16 protein-coding genes, 1 tRNA gene and 2 pseudogenes are annotated in these 18,441 nt (G+C 73.5%); 13 read left to right on the forward strand and 6 right to left on the reverse strand.

Going from position 1 to position 18,441, the window contains the following annotated elements; translation table 11 throughout:
* Nucleotides 1-6 precede the first annotated feature (6 nt).
* From ABZ354_RS07805 to ABZ354_RS07820, 4 genes are all read left to right on the forward strand, one after another.
* Nucleotides 7-633 (forward strand): GNAT family protein, encoded by a 627-nt coding sequence (locus ABZ354_RS07805; protein ID WP_358654065.1) that lies wholly within the window; start codon nucleotides 7-9, stop codon nucleotides 631-633.
* 190 nt (nucleotides 634-823) lie between these two features.
* On the forward strand, nucleotides 824-2,134 hold the full coding sequence (gene glpR / locus ABZ354_RS07810) for a gephyrin-like molybdotransferase receptor GlpR (RefSeq protein ID WP_358654067.1): 1,311 nt from the start codon (nucleotides 824-826) through the stop codon (nucleotides 2,132-2,134).
* A 121-nt stretch (nucleotides 2,135-2,255) separates the two neighbouring features.
* Nucleotides 2,256-2,329 (forward strand) — tRNA-Ala (locus ABZ354_RS07815).
* Nucleotides 2,330-2,457: 128 nt separating this feature from the next.
* On the forward strand, nucleotides 2,458-3,258 hold the full coding sequence (locus ABZ354_RS07820) for an alpha/beta fold hydrolase (RefSeq protein WP_358654069.1): 801 nt from the start codon (nucleotides 2,458-2,460) through the stop codon (nucleotides 3,256-3,258).
* A gap of 15 nt (nucleotides 3,259-3,273) precedes the next feature.
* Here the strand turns inward: ABZ354_RS07820 and ABZ354_RS07825 are convergent, their stop codons facing one another.
* Nucleotides 3,274-3,750, reverse strand: a complete 477-nt coding sequence (locus ABZ354_RS07825) for a GNAT family N-acetyltransferase (RefSeq protein ID WP_358654071.1) — start codon at nucleotides 3,748-3,750, stop codon at nucleotides 3,274-3,276.
* A 75-nt stretch (nucleotides 3,751-3,825) separates the two neighbouring features.
* Here ABZ354_RS07825 and ABZ354_RS07830 point away from each other — a divergent pair, with 75 nt between their 5' ends.
* Complete coding sequence (locus tag ABZ354_RS07830) at nucleotides 3,826-4,629, forward strand: exodeoxyribonuclease III (protein WP_358654073.1); 804 nt, start codon at nucleotides 3,826-3,828, stop codon at nucleotides 4,627-4,629.
* Nucleotides 4,630-4,681: 52 nt separating this feature from the next.
* Here ABZ354_RS07830 and ABZ354_RS07835 read toward each other — a convergent pair whose 3' ends face one another.
* Nucleotides 4,682-5,302: a MerR family transcriptional regulator gene (locus tag ABZ354_RS07835; protein WP_358654347.1), complete on the reverse strand. Its 621-nt coding sequence runs from the start codon at nucleotides 5,300-5,302 to the stop codon at nucleotides 4,682-4,684.
* A 170-nt stretch (nucleotides 5,303-5,472) separates the two neighbouring features.
* On the opposite strand from ABZ354_RS07835, the gene ABZ354_RS07840 reads away from it, so the two are divergent.
* From ABZ354_RS07840 to ABZ354_RS07855, 4 genes are all read left to right on the forward strand, one after another.
* Nucleotides 5,473-6,987: an NAD(P)/FAD-dependent oxidoreductase gene (locus ABZ354_RS07840; RefSeq protein ID WP_358654075.1), complete on the forward strand. Its 1,515-nt coding sequence runs from the start codon at nucleotides 5,473-5,475 to the stop codon at nucleotides 6,985-6,987.
* Nucleotides 6,984-7,913: an alpha/beta hydrolase gene (locus ABZ354_RS07845; RefSeq protein ID WP_358654077.1), complete on the forward strand. Its 930-nt coding sequence runs from the start codon at nucleotides 6,984-6,986 to the stop codon at nucleotides 7,911-7,913. Before ABZ354_RS07840 ends, ABZ354_RS07845 begins: the two co-directional genes overlap by 4 nt.
* Entirely contained in the window at nucleotides 7,910-8,809 is a 900-nt protein-coding gene (locus ABZ354_RS07850) for an SDR family oxidoreductase (RefSeq protein WP_358654079.1), read from the forward strand. The genes ABZ354_RS07845 and ABZ354_RS07850 overlap by 4 nt, the downstream gene beginning before the upstream one ends.
* 222 nt (nucleotides 8,810-9,031) lie before the next feature.
* Nucleotides 9,032-9,235 carry a hypothetical protein gene (locus ABZ354_RS07855; protein ID WP_358654081.1) on the forward strand — a complete coding sequence of 68 codons (204 nt, stop codon included), beginning with the start codon at nucleotides 9,032-9,034 and terminating at the stop codon, nucleotides 9,233-9,235.
* Between the two features lie 200 nt (nucleotides 9,236-9,435).
* Here the strand turns inward: ABZ354_RS07855 and ABZ354_RS07860 are convergent, their stop codons facing one another.
* On the reverse strand, nucleotides 9,436-12,690 hold the full coding sequence (locus tag ABZ354_RS07860; RefSeq protein WP_358654083.1) for a S41 family peptidase: 3,255 nt from the start codon (nucleotides 12,688-12,690) through the stop codon (nucleotides 9,436-9,438).
* Between the two features lie 124 nt (nucleotides 12,691-12,814).
* Between ABZ354_RS07860 and ABZ354_RS07865 the strand changes: the two are divergent.
* The 4 genes and pseudogenes from ABZ354_RS07865 to ABZ354_RS07880 all read left to right on the forward strand — a co-directional run.
* Nucleotides 12,815-12,955, forward strand: a pseudogene (locus ABZ354_RS07865) (TetR family transcriptional regulator); the annotation flags it as partial.
* A gap of 389 nt (nucleotides 12,956-13,344) precedes the next feature.
* Nucleotides 13,345-13,509: pseudogene (locus tag ABZ354_RS07870) on the forward strand (YbaK/EbsC family protein); the annotation flags it as partial.
* A complete protein-coding gene (locus ABZ354_RS07875) occupies nucleotides 13,506-14,351 on the forward strand; it encodes an EamA family transporter (protein WP_358654085.1) in 846 nt (281 codons plus the stop codon). The pseudogene ABZ354_RS07870 and the gene ABZ354_RS07875, both read left to right, overlap by 4 nt.
* Nucleotides 14,352-14,636: 285 nt before the next feature.
* The gene (locus ABZ354_RS07880; RefSeq protein ID WP_358654087.1) at nucleotides 14,637-14,912 is read left to right on the forward strand and encodes a DUF1876 domain-containing protein; all 276 of its coding nucleotides are present in this window, start codon (nucleotides 14,637-14,639) and stop codon (nucleotides 14,910-14,912) included.
* Between the two features lie 102 nt (nucleotides 14,913-15,014).
* Here the strand turns inward: ABZ354_RS07880 and ABZ354_RS07885 are convergent, their stop codons facing one another.
* The 3 genes from ABZ354_RS07885 to ABZ354_RS07895 form a co-directional block, all read right to left on the reverse strand.
* Nucleotides 15,015-16,022, reverse strand: a complete 1,008-nt coding sequence (locus ABZ354_RS07885) for an MASE1 domain-containing protein (protein WP_358654089.1) — start codon at nucleotides 16,020-16,022, stop codon at nucleotides 15,015-15,017.
* A gap of 66 nt (nucleotides 16,023-16,088) precedes the next feature.
* The gene (locus ABZ354_RS07890) at nucleotides 16,089-16,910 is read right to left on the reverse strand and encodes a PP2C family protein-serine/threonine phosphatase (protein WP_358654091.1); all 822 of its coding nucleotides are present in this window, start codon (nucleotides 16,908-16,910) and stop codon (nucleotides 16,089-16,091) included.
* A 183-nt stretch (nucleotides 16,911-17,093) separates the two neighbouring features.
* The gene (locus ABZ354_RS07895) at nucleotides 17,094-18,323 is read right to left on the reverse strand and encodes a serine hydrolase domain-containing protein (protein WP_358654349.1); all 1,230 of its coding nucleotides are present in this window, start codon (nucleotides 18,321-18,323) and stop codon (nucleotides 17,094-17,096) included.
* Nucleotides 18,324-18,441 lie beyond the last annotated feature (118 nt).

Below are 18,441 nucleotides of genomic sequence, written 5' to 3' on the forward strand. Positions count from 1 at the left end.
GAGCTGGTGGACGGCGACATCCGTCTGCGGCCGATAAAGCTGCGCGACCAGCGGGCCTGGCGCGAGGTCAACCGGCGCAACCGGGACTGGCTGCGGCCGTGGGAGGCGACCGTACCGCCGCCCATGCCGGGCGGCCCGTACACGCACCGGCCGACCTACCGGCAGATGGTCCGGCACCTGCGCGCGGAGGCGAACGCGGGCCGGATGCTGCCGTTCGTCATCGAGTACCGGGGGCGGCTGGCCGGGCAGCTGACGGTCGCCGGCATCACCTGGGGCTCGATGTGCTCGGGCCACGTCGGCTACTGGGTGGACCGGGCGGTGGCCGGCCGCGGGGTGATGCCGACCGCCGTGGCACTGGCCGTGGACCACTGTTTCCGCACCGTCGGCCTGCACCGCGTCGAGGTCTGCATTCGCCCGGAGAACGCGCCCAGCCGCCGGGTCGTCGAAAAACTCGGATTCCGCGAAGAAGGCCTCCGTCCGCGATATCTCCACATCGACGGGGCCTGGCGCGACCATCTCGTCTTCGCCCTCACCACCGAAGAGGTACCGGAAGGCCTGCTCAGACGGTGGCACCGCACACGCTCGCGGAACGAGCCGCACAACCCGGGAATCACCCGGGGACCCGGTATGTGAATACACGTTCGAAATTGGCCGCTGGGATCGATGTGATCGGCGGACGACCGGCTCGGGGCGGGAAATTCGTGTCTCGTGAGGTCGGCTGATCGTACGCCTCACAAAAAATGTTCGAAATATCAGCCAGATCGTGCGACACACCGGCGCAATTGGCGGATGCCCTCGTGCAAACCCCTCTACCGTGTGAGGCGTGAGCAGCAGCGGCCTCATCTACGCAGTCATCGTCGGGGCCTGGGCCGCCTACTTGGTGCCCATGTGGCTCCGTAGGCAGGACGAGCTGAACGAGGCCCGTCCGACGGAACGCTTCAGTACCGCCATCCGGCTGCTGTCCGGACGGGCGGCCATGGAGCGCCGGTACGCCAAGGACCTGCAGGCGCGCTCCGCCGAGGAGGTGGAGTACGACGTCGTGGACCCGGACGCCGTCACCGACTCGGTGGACGTCCGGGCCTTCGCCGTGTCCAGGACGCGCCCGCAGACCCAGGTGCCCGTACCCCCGCACGCCCCCGAACGGCCGGAACCGGCCCGGGATAAGCGGGAACGGACCCCCGGACCGGCGCGCGAACACGCGTCCGCCCCGCCACCCGGACCGGTGCACGAACGCGCGTTTGCCCAGGCACCCGACCCGGTCACCACCGCCCCGCCCCGCGGACGCGTCCCGGCCGACCGACGCGCAGCGTCGGCGCAGGCACAGGCCGCCGCCGCACGCGCCCGGCGCTCCAAGGTCCTCGCGCGTCGCCGGCGCACCACGGTCATGCTGTTCCTCGCCTTCACCCTGGGCGCGATCGTCGCCGCCGTCGGTGGCCTCGCGTTCCTCTGGGCGCCCGCCGTGCCCGCCCTGCTGCTCAGCGGCTACATCGCCTACCTGCGCTCGCAGGAGCGCCGCCGCTTCACCTACCAGATGGACCGCCGCCGCGCCGAGGCCGCCGCGCAGCGGCTGCGCGAGCGGCACCGCCAGCCCCGGCGCCGCCCGGCCGCCGAGTCCGTGGCCGACGAACCGGAAGAGGGCCCCGCCCCGGAGGCGGCACCCGACCCGGGCCTGTCGGCGCTGGCCGCCGACCGGCGTGCCCTCGTCGAGCAGACCGACCACGCCGAGTGGGTCGACCAGCAGCGCGAGCGGCAGCCGCTGCCCGGTCAGGGCGAGAGCTGGGACCCGGTGCCGGTGCCCCTGCCGACGTACGTCACCGCGCCGGTCGCCCCGCGCGCCACGGCCGACGTGGACCTGACGGGGCCGGACGCGTGGAGCTCGGCCCGTTCCAGCACCGTCGCCCGGGAACCCGAGGACGACCCCGCCGCACCGGACGCCGCCGCCGACCCGCAGGACCCCCCGGCCCGCACCACGGCCCCGGACGCCGACCCTCCCGCGGAGGACCGCGGCGACGGCCACGACCGCAGCGACGCCCGCCGCGCCGCCTCCGCCCGCCGGGCACGCGAGCGGGGCCGGACGCCCCTGTTCGACCAGTACGAGGACGGCGGCCGCCGGCCGCGCGCAGCCAACGAGTAGCCCTCGGACGGTGCGGCCCGGTGAAGCCGCAGAGGCCCCACCAGCGCCCCTTCCCTTCCGGCCCGCCGAGAACGGATTTCCAAGCAGGCCGACGGGAGTGCTAAAGTTCCACTCGTTGCAAGGGCCTGTGGCGCAGTCCGGTAGCGCACCTCGTTCGCATCGAGGGGGCCAGGGGTTCGAATCCCCTCAGGTCCACCGCAACAACTGCCGAGGCAGTTGAGAAGATCCCGTCCGATCGGAAGATCGGGCGGGATCTTTGTTGTTCCCCAGGGGTCGCAGTACTCCACCCGTCACGCCCGACGACGACACGAGGGACAGCCGAGATGAGCAGTACGACCGTGAACGGCGCCACGCTGCACTACGACGACCTCGGCCCCTCCGACGGCGTCCCGGTCGCCCTGGTCCACGGCCATCCCTTCGACCGCAGCCTGTGGGCGCCGCAGGCCGAGGCGCTGGTGGCGGCCGGGTACCGGGTGGTGCTGCCCGATCTGCGCGGGTACGGAGACAGTGATGTCACCCCCGGCAAGGTCTTCCTGTCCGGCTTCGCCGACGACCTCGCCGCCCTTTTGGACCACCTGGGCGTCGCACGCGCCGTCGTGGGCGGTGTCTCCATGGGCGGGCAGATCGCCATGCAGTTCCACCGCTGCCACCCGGAGCGGGTCCGGGCGCTCGTCCTGTCCGACACCTCCGCCCCCGCCGAGACCGCCGAGGGCCGGGAGTCGCGCAACCGCCTCGCCGACCGGCTGCTCGCCGAGGGCATGGGCGGCTACGCCGACGAGGTCATCGACAAGATGCTCGCCGCCTACAACGTCACGGCCCTGCCGGAGGTGGCCGCCAGGGTCCTCGCCATGATGCGCGCCACCGACCCGCGCGGCGCCGCCGCCGCCGTGCGCGGGCGGGCCGAACGCCCCGACTACCGGGACAGCCTGCCGGCCGTCGGCGTACCGACGCTGGTCGTCGTGGGCGCCGACGACGCGTACACGCCGGTCGCTCAGGCGGAGGACATCTGCCGGCTCGTCCCGCACTCCGTGCTGCGCGTGGTCGACGACGCCGGTCACCTGCCGTCGGCCGAGCAGCCCGGCCGGTTCAACGCCGTTCTGCTGGAGTTCCTGAAAGAGGTCTAGCTAGCTGGCGGCAGCTCAGAGGGTTTTCGCGTAGCAGCGGCTGTCCTCGTGGAAGCGGTAGTAGCCGAACTTCTCGCACGGCTCGTACCCGCTGGAGGTGTAGAGGGCGATCGCCTCCGGCTGTCTGGTGCCGGTCTCCAGGATCATGCGGGTGCGGCCGGTCGCGCGGGCGTCCTCCTCCAGGGCGGCCAGGATGCGCCGGGCCAGGCCGCGCCCGCGCATCACCTCGATCACGAACATCCGCTTCAGTTCGGCGTCACCGTCCAGGTAGCCCTCCTCGCTCGCGTCCTGGGCACGCCAGCCGCCCGTGGCGACGGGGGAGTCGTGCGGGTCGTACGCGATCAGGTAGAGCCCGTTCGGCGGGGCGAAGTCGGACGGGGCGAGCGGGGTGGCGTCGCCCTCGTCGCCGTAGCGGGCGGCGTACTCGGACTGAACCTCGTCGTTCAGCTTGACGGCGTCGGGGTGATCGAAGGCGACGCGGCGAATGTTCATGCTGGGCACCGTATATCAATTCATTCAAGTCGTTCCAGGACAGGATCCTGTCCAGTGTGCCGGTATCGTGCCCGGGTGCTGACTGTGACCTCTGTGAATGTGAACGGACTGCGGGCCGCCGCGAAGAAGGGCTTCGTCCCGTGGCTCGCCGACACCTCCGCCGACGTGCTCTGTCTCCAGGAGGTGCGCGCCGAGCCGCAGCAGCTGCCCGAGCCCGTCCGGTCGCCCGGCGGCTGGCACGTCGTGCACGCCCCCGCCGCCGCCAAGGGCCGCGCCGGCGTCTCCCTCTACACCCGCCGCGAACCCGACCGGGTCCGGATCGGCTTCGGGTCGGCGGAGTTCGACGGGAGCGGACGGTATGTGGAGGCCGACCTGCCGGGTGTGACCGTCGCCTCCCTCTACCTGCCCTCCGGTGAGGTCGGCACCGGGCGGCAGGACGAGAAGGTCCGCTTCATGGGCGAGTTCCTGGCTTACCTAAAGGATCTGCGCGAGCGCGCCGCCGCCGACGGGCGCGAGGTCCTCGTCTGCGGCGACTGGAACATCGCCCACCGGCCGGCCGACCTGAAGAACTGGCGCGGCAACACCAGGAACTCCGGGTTCCTGCCGGAGGAGCGGGCCTGGCTGGACCGGGTCTTCGACCCGGCCGACGGGGGGTACGTCGATGTCGTCCGCGGTCTGCATCCGGACGTCGAGGGGCCGTACTCGTGGTGGTCGTATCGGGGGAGGGCCTTCGACAACGACAGCGGATGGCGCATCGACTACCACGTTTCGACGCCCGGGCTCGCCGGCCGCGCCGTCAAGGGGTACGTGGAGCGGGCCGCCGCACATGCCGAGCGGTGGTCGGACCATGCGCCGGTGACGGTGGTGTACGAGCGGTAGGGGCCTCGCCGTTCCGCCCTGCCTCCGCTGCCGCCGGTCGACGCCGGCCCGTTCAGCCCCGTTTCCGCAGCCGTCGGTCCAGTGCCAGTGAGAGTTCCGCCTCCACGACGCTGCGGGCCAGGGGGCGCAGGCGGGGGAGGTCTTCCTCCGGGGCGTGGCGGAGGATCAGGTCGGCGAAGAGTTCGGCGAGAGCGTCGGCGTGGTCGCGGACTCGGCGGCCCGCCGTGAGGACCTCCGCGAGCGGGACGCCCTCGCGGACCAGGGCCGAGGAGACCTCCAGCAGGCGGCGGCTGATGTGGACGAACTGCTCGCCGTCGGTGCCGAGGTAGCCGAGGTCCATCGCGGCGGCCAGGTTCTCCGGGGTGACCTCGCCCTCGAAGTGGGCGGCGAGTTCCTCGGGGGTGAGGCGGACCGGTTCCTCCTCGGTGGGTTCGCCGAGGCCGAGGAGGTCGCCGACGTCGCGGCCGTGGTCGAAGGCGTCGGCGAGTTCGGCGATGCCGTTGAGGGTGTGGCCGCGTTCCAGGAGGGCGGCGATGGTGCGCAGGCGGGCCAGGTGGTGGTCGTCGTACCAGGCGATGCGGCCCTCGCGGCGGGGTGGCGGGATCAGTTTGCGCTCGCGGTAGAAGCGCAGGGTGCGCACCGTGATGCCGGCCAGCTCGGCCAGTTCCTCCATGCGGTATTCGCGCCGTCCGTGCCGCTCGCCGTCTTCTGCCACGTGGGAAGCCTAGGGCGTACCGGCGGTAACTTTCCTTTCCCCGCCCCTACCGGTCGGTACGTTCCTCCTCTACTCTCCCCATTGCGCCAGTGTTCACTGGCGGAGTCGTGATGCGTGGAGGCGTCGGGATGGCCGAGCACGAGCATGTCAGGGTGGCGGTGATCGGGTCCGGGTTCGGTGGGCTGGGGGCCGCCGTGCGGCTGCGGAGGGAGGGAATCACCGACTTCGTCGTCCTTGAGCGGGCCGACAGCGTGGGCGGTACGTGGCGGGACAACAGTTACCCGGGGTGCGCATGTGACGTGCCGTCCCATCTGTACTCGTTCTCGTTCGCCCCGAATCCCGAGTGGCCGCGCACCTTCTCCGGGCAGGAACACATCCGGGCCTACCTGGAGCACGTCACCGACACCTTCGGGCTCCGGCCGCACATCCGCCTCAACTCCGAGGTCACGGTCATGCGGTGGGACCGCGAGCGGCTGCGGTGGGACATCGAGACCGCGAGCGGGTCGCTGTCCGCCGACGTCGTGGTGTCCGCCACCGGGCCGCTGTCCGATCCGAAGATCCCCGACGTCAAGGGGCTCGACTCCTTCCCCGGCAAGGTCTTCCACTCCGCCCGCTGGGACCACGACTACGACCTGACCGGCAAGCGCGTCGCCGTGATCGGCACCGGCGCGTCCGCCATCCAGATCGTGCCGTCCATCCAGCCCGAGGTCGGCCGGCTCACCCTCTTCCAGCGCACGCCCGCCTGGGTGATGCCCCGCATGGACCGGGCCGTCAGCGGCCTGGAGCGGTCGGTGCACCGGGCGTTGCCCCTCACCACGAAGGTGCGGCGCGGACTGCTGTGGGGCATCCGCGAGCTGCAGGTCCAGGCGTTCACCAAGCATCCCGACCAGCTCGGCTTCGTCGAGCGACTGGCCAGGCGCAACATGTACCGGGCGGTCAAGGACCCGGCGCTGCGCGCCAGGCTGACCCCCGACTACAGGATCGGGTGCAAGCGGATCCTGCTGTCCAGCACCTACTATCCGGCGCTCGCCCGGCCCAACGTCGACGTGGTCGCCGGCGGACTGAGCGAGGTGCGCGGGTCCACGCTCGTCGCCGCCGACGGGACCGAGGCCGAGGTGGACGCCATCATCTTCGGCACCGGCTTCCATGTCACCGACATGCCGATCGCCGAGCGGGTCGTCGGCGCCGGGGGGCACACCCTCGCCGAGGCCTGGAAGGGCGGGATGGCCGCGCTGCGGGGCGCCGCCGCCGCCGGGTTCCCCAACTGGATGACGATCATCGGGCCGAACACCGGCCTGGGGAACTCCTCCATGATCCTCATGATCGAGTCCCAGCTGAACTACATGGCCGACTACCTGCGGCAACTGACTGTCCTGGGCGGGCGCGTCGCCCTCGACGCCCGGCCCGCCGCCGTCGACGCCTGGAACGACCGCGTGCAGGAGCGCATGAAGCGCACCGTGTGGAACACCGGCGGCTGCACCAGCTGGTACCTGGACGCCGCCGGCCGCAACACCACCATCTGGCCCGGTACGACCAGTGAGTTCCGGCGGGCCACCCGGCGGGTGGATCTCGCCGAGTACGAGGTGCTGCGGGCACCCGCCGCCGCATCCGTGAACGAGTCGCAGCTGGAGGTGGGCGCGTGAGCCGCCCGACCCATGTCGAGTCCGGGCCGTACGCGCCGCCCGTCCCCGCCCGTGAGCTGACCGCGGTGTCGGCCGACGGCGCCCGGCTGCACGTCGAGGTGCACGGACCCGAGTCGGCGCCCGCCGTCGTCCTCTCGCACGGCTGGACCTGCTCGACCGCCTTCTGGGCGGCCCAGATACGCGCCCTGTCCGCCGACCACCGCGTCATCGCCTACGACCAGCGCGGCCACGGCCGCAGTGCCGCGAGCCCCGCCTGCAGTACCGACGCGCTCGCCGACGACATCGAGGCCGTCCTCGGCGCGACCCTCGCGCCCGGCGAACGGGCGGTGCTGGTGGGGCACTCCATGGGCGGCATGACCGTCATGGCCGCCTCCGGGCGGGCCGCGTTCCGGGAGCACGCGGCGGCCGTCCTGCTGTGCAGCACCGGCAGTTCGGGACTGGTCGCCGCCTCCACCGTCCTGCCGCTGCGTCCGGGGCGCATACGCACCTGGCTGACCGGGAAGATCCTGGCCTCGCGCGCCCCGCTCGGCCCGGTCACCCCGGCCGCCCGACGGATCCTCAAGTACGCGACGATGGGCCCCGGTTCGGAGCCGGACATGGTCGAGGCGTGCGCCCGCATCGTGCACGCCTGCCCGCGCCGGGTGCGGCACACCTGGTCGAAGGTGCTGGCGATGCTCGACCTCGACCACGGGGTGCGGGAACTGCGGGTGCCGGCCGCGGTCGTCGTCGGCACCGCCGACCGGCTCACCCCGCCCGTCACGGCGCGCGCCGTGACCGACGCGCTGCCGGAGAGCCTGGGGCTGACGGAGCTGCCCGGCATCGGCCACATGACGCCCGTCGAGGCGCCCGAGCTGATCAGCGGGAAGATACGGGAACTCGTCGACACGTACATCCGTTCGAACAGTCAGGTGAAGGAGGGCGCATGAGCAGGGTGAGCCTGGAGGGCAAGGTCGCGGTCGTCACCGGGGCCGCGCGTGGCGTCGGCGAGCTGCTCGCCCGCAAGCTGTCCGCGCGGGGCGTGAAGGTGGCCCTCGTCGGCCTCGAACCGGACGAGCTGGAGAAGGTCTCGGCGCGGCTGCACAGCGAGAGCGGGCACTGGCACGCCGACGTCACCGACCCCGAGGTCATGGCGCGGGTGGCCGGTGAGGTCGAGGAGCGCTTCGGCCGGGTGGACATCGTGGTCGCCAACGCGGGCGTCGCGACCGGCGGCCCCTTCGTCGACTCCGACCCGCAGGCCTGGCGGCGGGTCATCGAGGTCAACCTGATCGGCTCGGCGGTCACCGCCCGCGCCTTCCTGCCCGCGCTGATCGAAAGCCGCGGCTACCTCCTCCAGGTGGCGTCGCTGGCCGCTGTCACCCCGGCGCCGATGATGACGGCGTACTGCGCGTCCAAGTCCGGTGTCGAGGCGTACGCGCACAGCCTGCGGGCCGAGGTCGGGTACCGGGGTGTGAAGGTCGGCGTCGGCTACCTGTCGTGGACCGACACCGACATGGTGCGCGGCGCCGACCAGGACGACGTGATGCGGGAGCTGCGGCAGCGGCTGCCGTGGCCGGCGAACAAGACGTACCCGCTGGGCCCGGCCGTCGACCGCTTCGTGGAGGGCATCGAGCGGCGGGCCGCGCACGTGTACGGACAGCGGTGGCTGCGCGGCATGCAGGGCATCCGCGGCTACCTGCCCGGCGTCATCGGCACCGTGGGGCAGCGCGAGATGCGGCGCTTCGCGGACCGCCTCGCGGGCATGCGCACGGGCCTGGTCGGGGCGGGCGGCGCGGCCGACGAGCAGAGCCGGACGGCCGCGCGGACGTCCGACGGGCGCGACTGAGCGGCGGGCGGGACCGGCGACGGCGGGCTCGTGACGGGCGGGACGTGGCCGGGGCCGGGCGCCGGGCGGCGGGCGGGACGGGTTCGGCGGGCGGTGACGGGACTGCGGGAAGTGGGGCTGAGCAGGCGGGATTACGCCCCGTGATGGTTCGACATGCGAAGTATGTCCGGGCGTGTGAATCTGGTCGAGCCCGATTCCCTACCTGACCGGGAGTGAACCCGCATGGGTATGAAGGACCAGTTCCAGGAAAAGTCCGAGCAGTTCCAGCAGCAGCAGGGCAAGCAGCGAATGGAGCAGGGCAAGGAGCGGATGGAGCAGGGCAAGGACAAGCTCCAGAACCGAGGCCGCCGCCAGGACGAGGACACCGAGCGCTCGCGCCAGGACCAGGAGAACGAGGAGCGCTTCGACCAGGACTACGAGTCCTGACCGACGGTGACCTCGCGCTCGGACGCCGGCCCTCCCCGGAGTGCCTGACGTCGCGTATCGCGTAAGGGGTGCCCCCGCGGCCGAGGGGGCACCCCTTCTCGTCGTGCCCCCGCCCGCCTCCGGCGCGGGCGGGCGGGCGGGCGGCCACCGTGCACCGTCAGTTCCCGCCTCCGGCGCGGGCGGGTGGCCACCGTGCGCCGTCAGTCCGCCGTCCGCGGCGGCAGCACGGGCCGGGACCGGTCCGGTACACCGCTGTGGTCCGGCGGGGTCGCGGGCGGCGTCGTCACCAGCAACTCCAGCGCCAGCCGTACCGCGTCGTCCAGCTGGGCGTACCGGCCCTCCGCCCAGTCCAGCGGAGTGCGCAGGGCCTCCAGGTCGGGGGCGACGCCCCGGTTCTCCACCGACCACCCGTACGCGTCGAACCAGGCCGCGTTCATCGGCACCGTGATGACCGTGCCGTCCCCGAGGCGGTGCCGGCCGGTCATGCCGACCACTCCGCCCCAGGTGCGCTGGCCGACGACCGGGCCCAGCCGCAGCAGCTTGAACGCCGCCGTGATCATGTCGCCGTCGGACGACGTCGCCTCGTCGGCGAGCGCCACGACCGGCCCGCGCGGCGCGTTGGAGGTGTACGACACCGGCTGCGCGTCGCGCGTGAGGTCCCAGCCGAGGATCGTGCGGGTCAGTTTCTCGATGACCAGTTCGCTGATGTGGCCGCCCGCGTTGCCCCGCACGTCGACGATCAGCGCGGGCCGGGAGACCTCCATGCGCAGGTCGCGGTTGAACTGGGCCCAGCCGGAACCGCCCATGTCCGGGATGTGCAGGTAGCCGCACCGGCCGCTGCTCAACTCCCGCACCACCTCGCGGCGTTTGGCCACCCAGTCCTGGTAGCGCAGCGGCCGTTCGTCGGCGAGCGGGACGACGGCGACGCGGCGGGCCCGTCCGGCCTCGCCGCCGACCGGGTCGAACGTCAGCTCCACGGTCGTCCCGCCCGCGCCGGCCAGCAGCGGGAACGGGCCCGCCACCGGGTCCACCGGGCGGCCGTCGACATGCGTGAGGACCGCGCCCTCGCGGATGCCGGCGCCGGCCAGCGGCGAGCGGGCCTTGGAGTCGGAGGACTCGCCCGGCAGGATCCGCTTCACCGTCCACCCGCCGTTCCGGCACACCAGGTTGGCGCCCAGCAGGCCCTGCCGGCGCCGGTAGTGCGGCGGCCCCTCGTTGCGGCGGGCCGCCGACACGTAGGCGTGCGACGTACCCAGCTCGCCCAGCACCTCGCGCAGCAGGTCGGCGAAGTCGTCCGGGGAGGCGACCCGGTCGACCAGCGGCCGGTACTGCTCCAGCACCGCGTCCCAGCCGACGCCGCACATGCCCGGGTCCCAGAAGTAGGCGCGGGTCAGCCGGCCCGCCTCCGCGTAGGACTGCCGCCACTCGGCGCCCGGGTCCACCACGTGCAGGATGCGGCGCGTGTCGATCCACACCGTGGAGTCGCTGTCGCCCGGCTCGGTGGACGGCACCGCCCGCAGCTCCCCCTCGTCCACCACGACCAGCCGGCTGCCGTCCCCGCTGACCGCGAACGCGTCGAGGTCCTCGACCAGTTCGGACTTCTTCGCCTTGACGATGCTGAAGTGCTCCAGGGTCGGCCGTCCGCTGGTGTCGTCCGGGTTGGCGAACGTCTCGCCCAGCGCGCCCGAGATCGGCCAGCGCAGCCACACCAGGCCACCGCCCGCGACCGGGTGCAGCGCCGAGTACTTGGAGGCAGCCACCGGGAACGGCGTGACCCGGCTCTCCAGCCCCTCCACCTCGACGGTGACCGCGCTGCCCTCGGCACCCGCCCCGCCGTTGCCGGGCTCGTCCTCGGCCGGGTCGAGTCCGCCCGCGGCCGGCCGGCCCTCCGGGCTGAGGGCGAACGGTGACGGCGTCGCCGACGACAGCGGCACCAGGTAGGGACGGCATCCCAGCGGGAAGGAGAGGTCCCCGGTGTGCACGTCGTACACCGGGTCGAAGCCGCGCCAGGACAGGAACGCCAGATAGCGGCCGTCCCGGGTGAACACCGGGTTCTCGTCCTCGAACCGGCCGTTGGTCACGTCCACCACGAACCGGTCCTTGATCCGGGCCAGTTTGATCTGCCGCAGCGACCGGCCGATCCCGGGATGCGCCCAGGCCAGCCAGCACCCGTCGGGGGAGAAGGCGAGGTCGTGCACCGGCCCGTTGACCGACCGGATCAGCTCCGTCACCCCGCCGCCGGAGTCCTCCGTCGCGTCGATCAGCAGCAGCCGCCCGTCGTGCGAGGCGACCGCGAGCCGCTCGCCCTCCGGGTCCGCGACCATCTCCAGCACCCGGCCCAGCCCCCCGGCCGCCGGCCGCCGCGGCTCCCGTTCGCCGGAGGCCCGCGGCAGGTGGGCGATCTCGACGGCGTCCTCGCCCTCCGCGTCCGTCACGTACGCCACCCGCCCGCTCGCGCCGAGCATCTCCGGCAGCCGCACCCGCACGCCCGGAGTGTCGGTGAGGGTGCGCGCCGGGCCGTCCCGGTGGGTGAGCCAGTACAGGCTGCCGCGTACGACGACGGCGCTCGCGCGGCCCGTCTCGTCCACGGAGACACCGCCCACGTGCTGCGCGGCCGGCACCTGGTAGGGGCGCCGCCCGGACTGCGCCCCGCTCAGCCGCACGTCGAGCCGCCGGGGTGCGGAGCCCGGCCCGAGATCGTCGACGATCCACAGCTCACCGGCGCACTGGTACACCACGCGCGTGCCGTCGCTGGAGGCGTTGCGGGCGTAGAAGGCGTCGTGGTCGGTGTGCCGCCGCAGGTCAGTGCCGTCGTACGCGCACGAGTACAGATTGCCGATCCCCTCGTGGTCGGAGAGGAACGCGACGCGCCCGCCGACGAACATGGGCGCGTCCAGGTGCCCTTCGAGCCCGGCCAGCAGCCGCTGCCCGTGCAGCCACAGCCGGCCCGTGGCGCCGCCCCGGTAGCGCTTCCAGGAGGCAGGCTCGTGCGGCGGGGTGCCGGTGAGCAGCAGCGTCCTGCGTTCCCCGGCCGGGTCGGCGACCTGGAGGTCGCTGACCGGACCCCACGGCAGCTTGCGGCCCGGGTCGCCGGCGGTGGTCAGCTTGTAGGCCGAGGTGAAGTGCGAGAACGGCGCGCCGTGCGAGGCGACGGCGAGGATGTCCCCGTCCGGGGTCCAGCCGCACACCCGGGTGTCCGCGCTGCCCCAGTAGGTGAGCTGCCGCCCGGGTCCGCCGTCCACCGGCACGAGGTGCACCTCGGGGACCAGGCTGCGCCAGCTCGTGTACGCGATGCCGCGGCCGTCGGGGGAGAAGCGCGGGTGGCCGAGCTTCGTACGGTCCACGGTGAGCCGCCAGGCACGGCCCGGCCCGTCGAGCGGGGCGAGCCAGAGGTCGTCCTCGGCCACGAAGCACAACCAGTCGTCCTGGAGGTGCGGCAGGCGCAGATAACTCACTCTCCCCATGCTTTGCCGGGGGCGGGGGCGCAGCAACTCGTGGGGCACGCGGCCTCCCGCGGGCCCGGGGCGGACGGCTCCCGGCGGCCGTCTCCGGCCGGGCGCCCCACACGTCTTCACCGACGTGGCGCACATGCTGCCCGGCGCGTTCGCCACGCGGGCGCTGATCGAGGACCGGCCGCCCACGCAGGACTTCCTCACCTCGTACGTCGACGCCGTGGTCCTCCCCGCGCTCTGCGCCCACGTCCCCTCACCCGCTCGCTGACGCTCCCCGCGCCGCCCCGTGCCACCTGACGTCACCGCTCACGCGTCGGGCTGATCACCCCGACCCGAAGAACCCACGACCGGCCGGGAGAACGCCCTCGCGGCCACGTTCCTCCGCACACTCGGCCCTCCGCACACCCGGCCCGCTCCGCCTCCCGGCGGCGGCACTTCTTCGGGCGTTGTGGGGGCGGGCGGGCGCCCCGCCGGCCCCATGGTTCTTCCCCGTCCCCAACTCGCTGGCCCGCCCTGCGGACCCCGGCTACGGTGCGGGGCATGACCACGAGTGACAGGGCCGGCACGAGGTCCGGGACCGGCGGGGAGCCGGCCGCGCATCATCCCCGCCTCACCGGAGCCCTCCGCACGTCGGGGCTGGACGACGTCAACGACCGGGGGCACCTGACGAGGACACGTGTGCCGGACGGCCGGGGCCTGCCGGAGCACGAGGAGATCCGGGCGGCGGCGGGAAACCCGCGCGCGGTCTTCCCCGTGGCGCCCCGGGACCTGATCGTGCACGCGGGCGGCACCGTGGTGGACGTGCGCGAGCGCACCGCGTGACACCCCTGGTCACCGCGGCGGTCCTCCTCGCGGCCGTGACGCACGCCGGCTGGAACGCCATCGCCCACCACATCACCGACAAGCTCACCGGTTTCGCGCTGATCTCCGGCGGCGGACTGCTGATCGGGCTGGCACTGACACCGTTCGCGGGCTTCCCGGCGACGGAGGCGTGGCCGTACCTCTTCGCGTCGGCCGCGATCCACATGGCGTACTACGCGCTGCTCATGACGTCCTTCCGGCTGGGCGACTTCGGCCAGGCCTATCCGATCGCGCGGGGCAGCGCACCGCTGGTCGTCACGGTGCTCGCGGCCGTGTTCGCGCACGAGGTGCCCGACGCGTGGGCTGCGGCCGGCGTCGCGGTGTCCTGCGCGGGGCTGACGGGCGTCGCCCTGTGGGGCCTGCGTGGTCGCCGTCCGGACTGGGCGGCGGTCGGCGCGGCCCTCGCGACGGGCCTGACCATCGCCGCGTACACGGTCGTGGACGGCCTGGGAGTACGGGCCTCCGGCACCTCCCTCGGCTACATCGCCTGGCTCATGACGATCCAGGGCGCGATCCTCCCGGCCTGCGCGCTGTGGCGCCTGCGCGGCCGGACCGGTGCGGTACTGCGGCCCCACGCACGGCTGGGCCTGCTCGGCGCGGCGATGTCCGTCACCGCGTACGCGCTGGTGCTGTGGGCACAGACCAGGGCCGACCTGGCCCCGGTTGCCGCGCTGCGCGAAACGTCGATCGTGGTGGGCGCGGCGATAGGGGCGATCTTCTTCGGGGAGCGCTTCGGGGCGCCGAGAGTCGCGGCGGCGGTGCTGGTGGTGGCGGGGATCGGGCTGATGCTGCACACCGGTTAGGCCGCGGGTGGGAGCCGTGGGCGCGCCGGGAGGACACGGGCCCACTCCGGTGGCCTCCCGCCGGCCGTGAGCCTGCCGGGCGGGTGCGCCGCGCGGCACGGGCCGGCCGGGGGTGGCCCTCCTGCCGTAGACCGTAGGCCGTAGACCCACCCGTACGCAGCTCCCTGTGCTCCGGGCGGGCGGCCGGCGGAGCACCCGTGCGGGGCCGGCCCCCGGCCACCGCCAGCCGTGCGTTTGCCCCGCCCGGGGCGCACCCTGGAACTAGGCAATCCGGAGGTGAACGTCATGATGCGCACCGCTGTGGGATGGCATGTCGAGATGGAGTTCCAGGAGGACGACCAGCGCACCCGCGCCGTGGCCATGGTCCGGCTGCCCGACGGCAGTGAGGTACGGGCGCACGGGCATGCCAGCCGGCATGGCTCCGACTCCAATCAGCCACGGGTCGGGGAGGAGATCGCCGGGGCCCGGGCCCTCAACGAGCTGGCCATGCGGTTGCTGACCAAGGCGCACGACGAGATCGACACCGCGTCCGGGCGGACGTCCCACCCCATCCACGTGTGAGCCGGTCCCGCGCCGGTCCTCGCCCTCGGCGACCGCGTACCCGGTGGGATCGTGGGGTGCCCGCCCGCTCGGGCGGGCACCCGGCCCTCGCCCGCCGCCCCCTCAGACCGACGGCCCGCCGTCCCCCGGCAGGCCGTCCCGCGCGCCGCGCTCGGGCGCCGTGCCCGTCAGATGCTCGAGGACTTCGACCAGTTCGTGGCAGGCCAGTTCCACGGAGCGCCGGGTGTTGCGCTGCTCGGCGATGACCGTCGACAGGAGCAGCGCGGTGAGGGCCATGGAGCCGTTGAAGGCCTGGAGCTTCAGCATCACCTCGGTGTCCGTCAGGTTCGCGAAGGGGCCGACGCGGTCCGTGGCCGCGACCGTCGCCATGACGGAGGCGAACAGCGCGCACAGCATGCCGCCCGCGTGTTCGAAGGTCAGGGCGCCCCAGGCCAGCAGCGGGAACACCAGGAACAGCATGCTCTCGGAGCGGTGCATGGCCAGCCACACCAGGACGACCGTGATCAGCGGCAGCGCCACCGCCTGTACCCAGCGTCGCGGCAGGCCGGGAGGCCACCGCACCCGCCGGAGCAGCAGGAGCAGGGGCGTGACGATGACGACGCCCACCGCGTCGCCCACCCACCAGGCCAGCCAGACCGGCCAGAAGCCGTCCGCGTCGATCTTGCCGGCGTTGAGGAGGTAGCCGACGCCGACGGTCGCAGTGATCAGCATGCCGGCCAGTGCCCCGAGGAAGACGAGGGCGAGTGCGTCGCGGAGCCGGCCGAGGTCGGTGTGGAAGCCGAAGCGGCGCAGCAGCAACAGCGCGCAGACCGGCCCGGCGGCGTTGGCGAACAGGGTGAGGACGACGCCCGCGTGCAGCGAGGTGACCGACATGATCACGAACAGGGCGCCGAGCACGATGCCGGGTACGGCGCGCAGCCCGAGGACCAGCAGGAAGGCGACGGCCAGCCCGGCGGGCAGCCAGACGGGTGTGACGACGCCGCCCTCGACCTCCAGCTGCCGCAGCAGGCCGAGTCGACCGCTCGCGTAGTACGCGGCCGCGACGGCCAGTGTCTCCAGCGCGAGGACGACCGGCCGCGGCCACGCTCGAATGCCCGCCACAGCAGCCATCAGACCCCGGTGGCGCCGGGACGGCGAGGCGGGAGGGGGCCGGGTCCCGCCCTACGGCTGAACCTTTCACCCGTCGTGCGCCACGACGAGTACGGCCGCGTCGTCCTCGTGCCCGATGCGTTCGGCGTTCTTGATGACGGCGGCGGCCAGCGAGTCCGCCGTCAGGCCGGTCACGGCAGCCGTGCCGGCGAGGCGTACGACCTGGCCGAGGCCTTCGTCGATGCTCAGCGCCGGGCCCTCGACCACCCCGTCCGTCACCAGGACGAGGACTCCGCCCGTGGTCAGCCGGTACCGGGTGACCGGGTACGTCGTGTCCGCGAGGATGCCCAGCGGCGGGCCGCCCTCGTCCTCGAAGACGCCGGACTCGCCGTCGCCCGTGGCCCACACGCAGGGGATGTGTCCGGCCCGTGCGCTCTCCAGCACCCCGGTCGTCGGGTGGAGGCGCATGAAGGTGCAGGTGGCGAAGAGGTCGCCGCCGAGCGTTATCAGCAGGTCGTTGATGCGGCCGAGGAGGTCCCCGGGGTCGCCGGTGACGGAGGCCAGCGCCCGCAGGCCCACCCGGACCTGTCCCATGAACGCCGCCGCGTCGATGGTGTGGCCCTGCACGTCCCCGACCGAGAGCCCGATACGGCCGTCCGGCAGCCGGAACGCGTCGTACCAGTCGCCGCCCACGTTCAGCCCGGAGAAGGCGGGGGAGTACCGCGTCGCCAGGTGGATGCCGGGCACGGTGGGCATCTCGTTGGGGAGCATGCCGCGCTGGAGCGCGATGGCGAGCTCCACCCGGGAGCGCTGCTGTTCCGCCTGCTCGCGTGCCTGGGCCGTCAGCGAACTGAGCCTGGCCAGCAACGCTTCGCCGTCGTCCGCCTGACGTTGACGCCTGCGGGACATCGATCGCTCCGTGGGGGTGATGGTGACCGCCCGAGACCGGCCGTGGTGATCACTCATGAGCATTGAGCGAAACGTAGCTTTTGTCCGACTGTTCCGATCGTAGCGGCATCCCGGACCGTCCCCCCGGCCGTCCGCGCGTTCGGCCCGGTTCCCGGACCGCCTCCTCCCGTACGGCCGTGCCGGCTACCGGCCCAGCGACCCCCGCACCGCCCGGACCAGTGCCTGCGCCCGCGGGTCCGCCGTCACCGTCCTGCGGAAACCGTTGGTGACGTAGCCGAAGGCGATGCCCGTCTCCGGGTCGGCGAAGCCGAGGGTGCCGCCGCGGCCCGGGTGGCCGAAGGAACCGGGGCCGAGGAAGGGAGAGGCGCTTCCGTGCAGCATGTAGCCGAGGCCGAAGCGCGTGCCCACGACCAGGACCCGGTCGGGACCCGCCGACTCCTCGGCGCGTGCCAGCTCGACCGTGGCCGGGTCGAACAGCCGCACCCCGCCGCGCCCGCCCCTGCCGTCGACGCGCACGTCGCCGATCAGCGCGGCGTAGAAGCGGGCCAGCCCGTCGGCCGTGGCGATGCCGTTCGTCGCGGGCATGACCGACGCGCGGTACGCCGGGTCGTTCTGGTCGGGGAACGGCGTGATCGCGGCGAACGCGCGCCGCGTGAGGGAGTCCGGGTCCTGGTAGGCCTCGGTGACCGAGCGCTTGGGCCGGGCGCGGAGCACCCCGGAGGACGAGGGCGAGGCGGGCTCGGGCGTCCCGACGTCGCCGACCCGTCCCGCGCGGCCCGCCGCCTCCTCCGCGGCGGGCAGCCCCAGCCACAGGTCCAGGTCCAGCGGCGCGGCGATCTCGGCGGCGATCCACTCGCCCGTGCCGCGGCCGGTGACGCGCCGTACCAGCTCGTCCAGCATCCAGCCGTACGTCAGCGCGTGGTAGCCGTGGCCGGTGCCCGGCTCCCACACGGGTGCCTGCGCGGCCACCGCCTCGGGGCCGCGCAGCGGGTCCAGCGCCTCGGCGGGTGTGAGCGGCCGGTCGAGCACGGGCAGCCCGGCCCGGTGGTTCAGCACGTGCCGGACCAGGACCCGCTCCTTGCCGTGCGCCTTGAACTCCGGCCAGTACTCGCCGACCGGCGCGTCCAGGTCCAGCTCCCCGCGCTGACGCAGCAGCAGGAGTACGGCCGCGGCGACGCCCTTCGTCGCGGAGCGCACGACCTGCGCGGTGCCCCGCTGCCACGCCCCGCCGCGGTCACCGTCCTCGGGGAAGCCCCCGGCCACGTCCTTGGCGCCGCCCCACAGGTCCACCACCCGCCGCCCGTCGCGGTACACGGCGACGGCCGCGCCCCGCTCCCCGAGCACCGCGAAGTTCCGCGCGAACGCCTCCCGGACCGGCTCGAAGCCCTCCGCCACCGTGCCGCGCACGTCCACCCTCACGCCCACGTCCACACTCACGTCCCACGCCCCTTCCCGCGGCTCACGGCCCGGGCCCCACGACCCACCGCCTGCGACAGTGCGTGCAACACCGCCCGCCCGCCTGCGATTCCTG

Origin of the sequence: Streptomyces sp. NPDC005925, from assembly GCF_040638805.1 — a bacterium.
Lineage (GTDB): Bacteria > Actinomycetota > Actinomycetes > Streptomycetales > Streptomycetaceae > Streptomyces.

Coding starts and splice junctions, on each gene's coding strand:
- ABZ354_RS07820 (WP_358654069.1), top strand. CDS start 2,458: ATGAGCAGTACGACCGTGAACGGCGCCACGCTGCACTACGACGACCTC.
- ABZ354_RS07825 (WP_358654071.1), bottom strand. CDS start 3,750: ATGAACATTCGCCGCGTCGCCTTCGATCACCCCGACGCCGTCAAGCTG.
- ABZ354_RS07835 (WP_358654347.1), bottom strand. CDS start 5,302: ATGGAGGAACTGGCCGAGCTGGCCGGCATCACGGTGCGCACCCTGCGC.
- ABZ354_RS07840 (WP_358654075.1), top strand. CDS start 5,473: ATGGCCGAGCACGAGCATGTCAGGGTGGCGGTGATCGGGTCCGGGTTC.
- ABZ354_RS07850 (WP_358654079.1), top strand. CDS start 7,910: ATGAGCAGGGTGAGCCTGGAGGGCAAGGTCGCGGTCGTCACCGGGGCC.
- ABZ354_RS07855 (WP_358654081.1), top strand. CDS start 9,032: ATGGGTATGAAGGACCAGTTCCAGGAAAAGTCCGAGCAGTTCCAGCAG.
- ABZ354_RS07880 (WP_358654087.1), top strand. CDS start 14,637: ATGATGCGCACCGCTGTGGGATGGCATGTCGAGATGGAGTTCCAGGAG.
- ABZ354_RS07885 (WP_358654089.1), bottom strand. CDS start 16,022: ATGGCTGCTGTGGCGGGCATTCGAGCGTGGCCGCGGCCGGTCGTCCTC.
- ABZ354_RS07890 (WP_358654091.1), bottom strand. CDS start 16,910: ATGTCCCGCAGGCGTCAACGTCAGGCGGACGACGGCGAAGCGTTGCTG.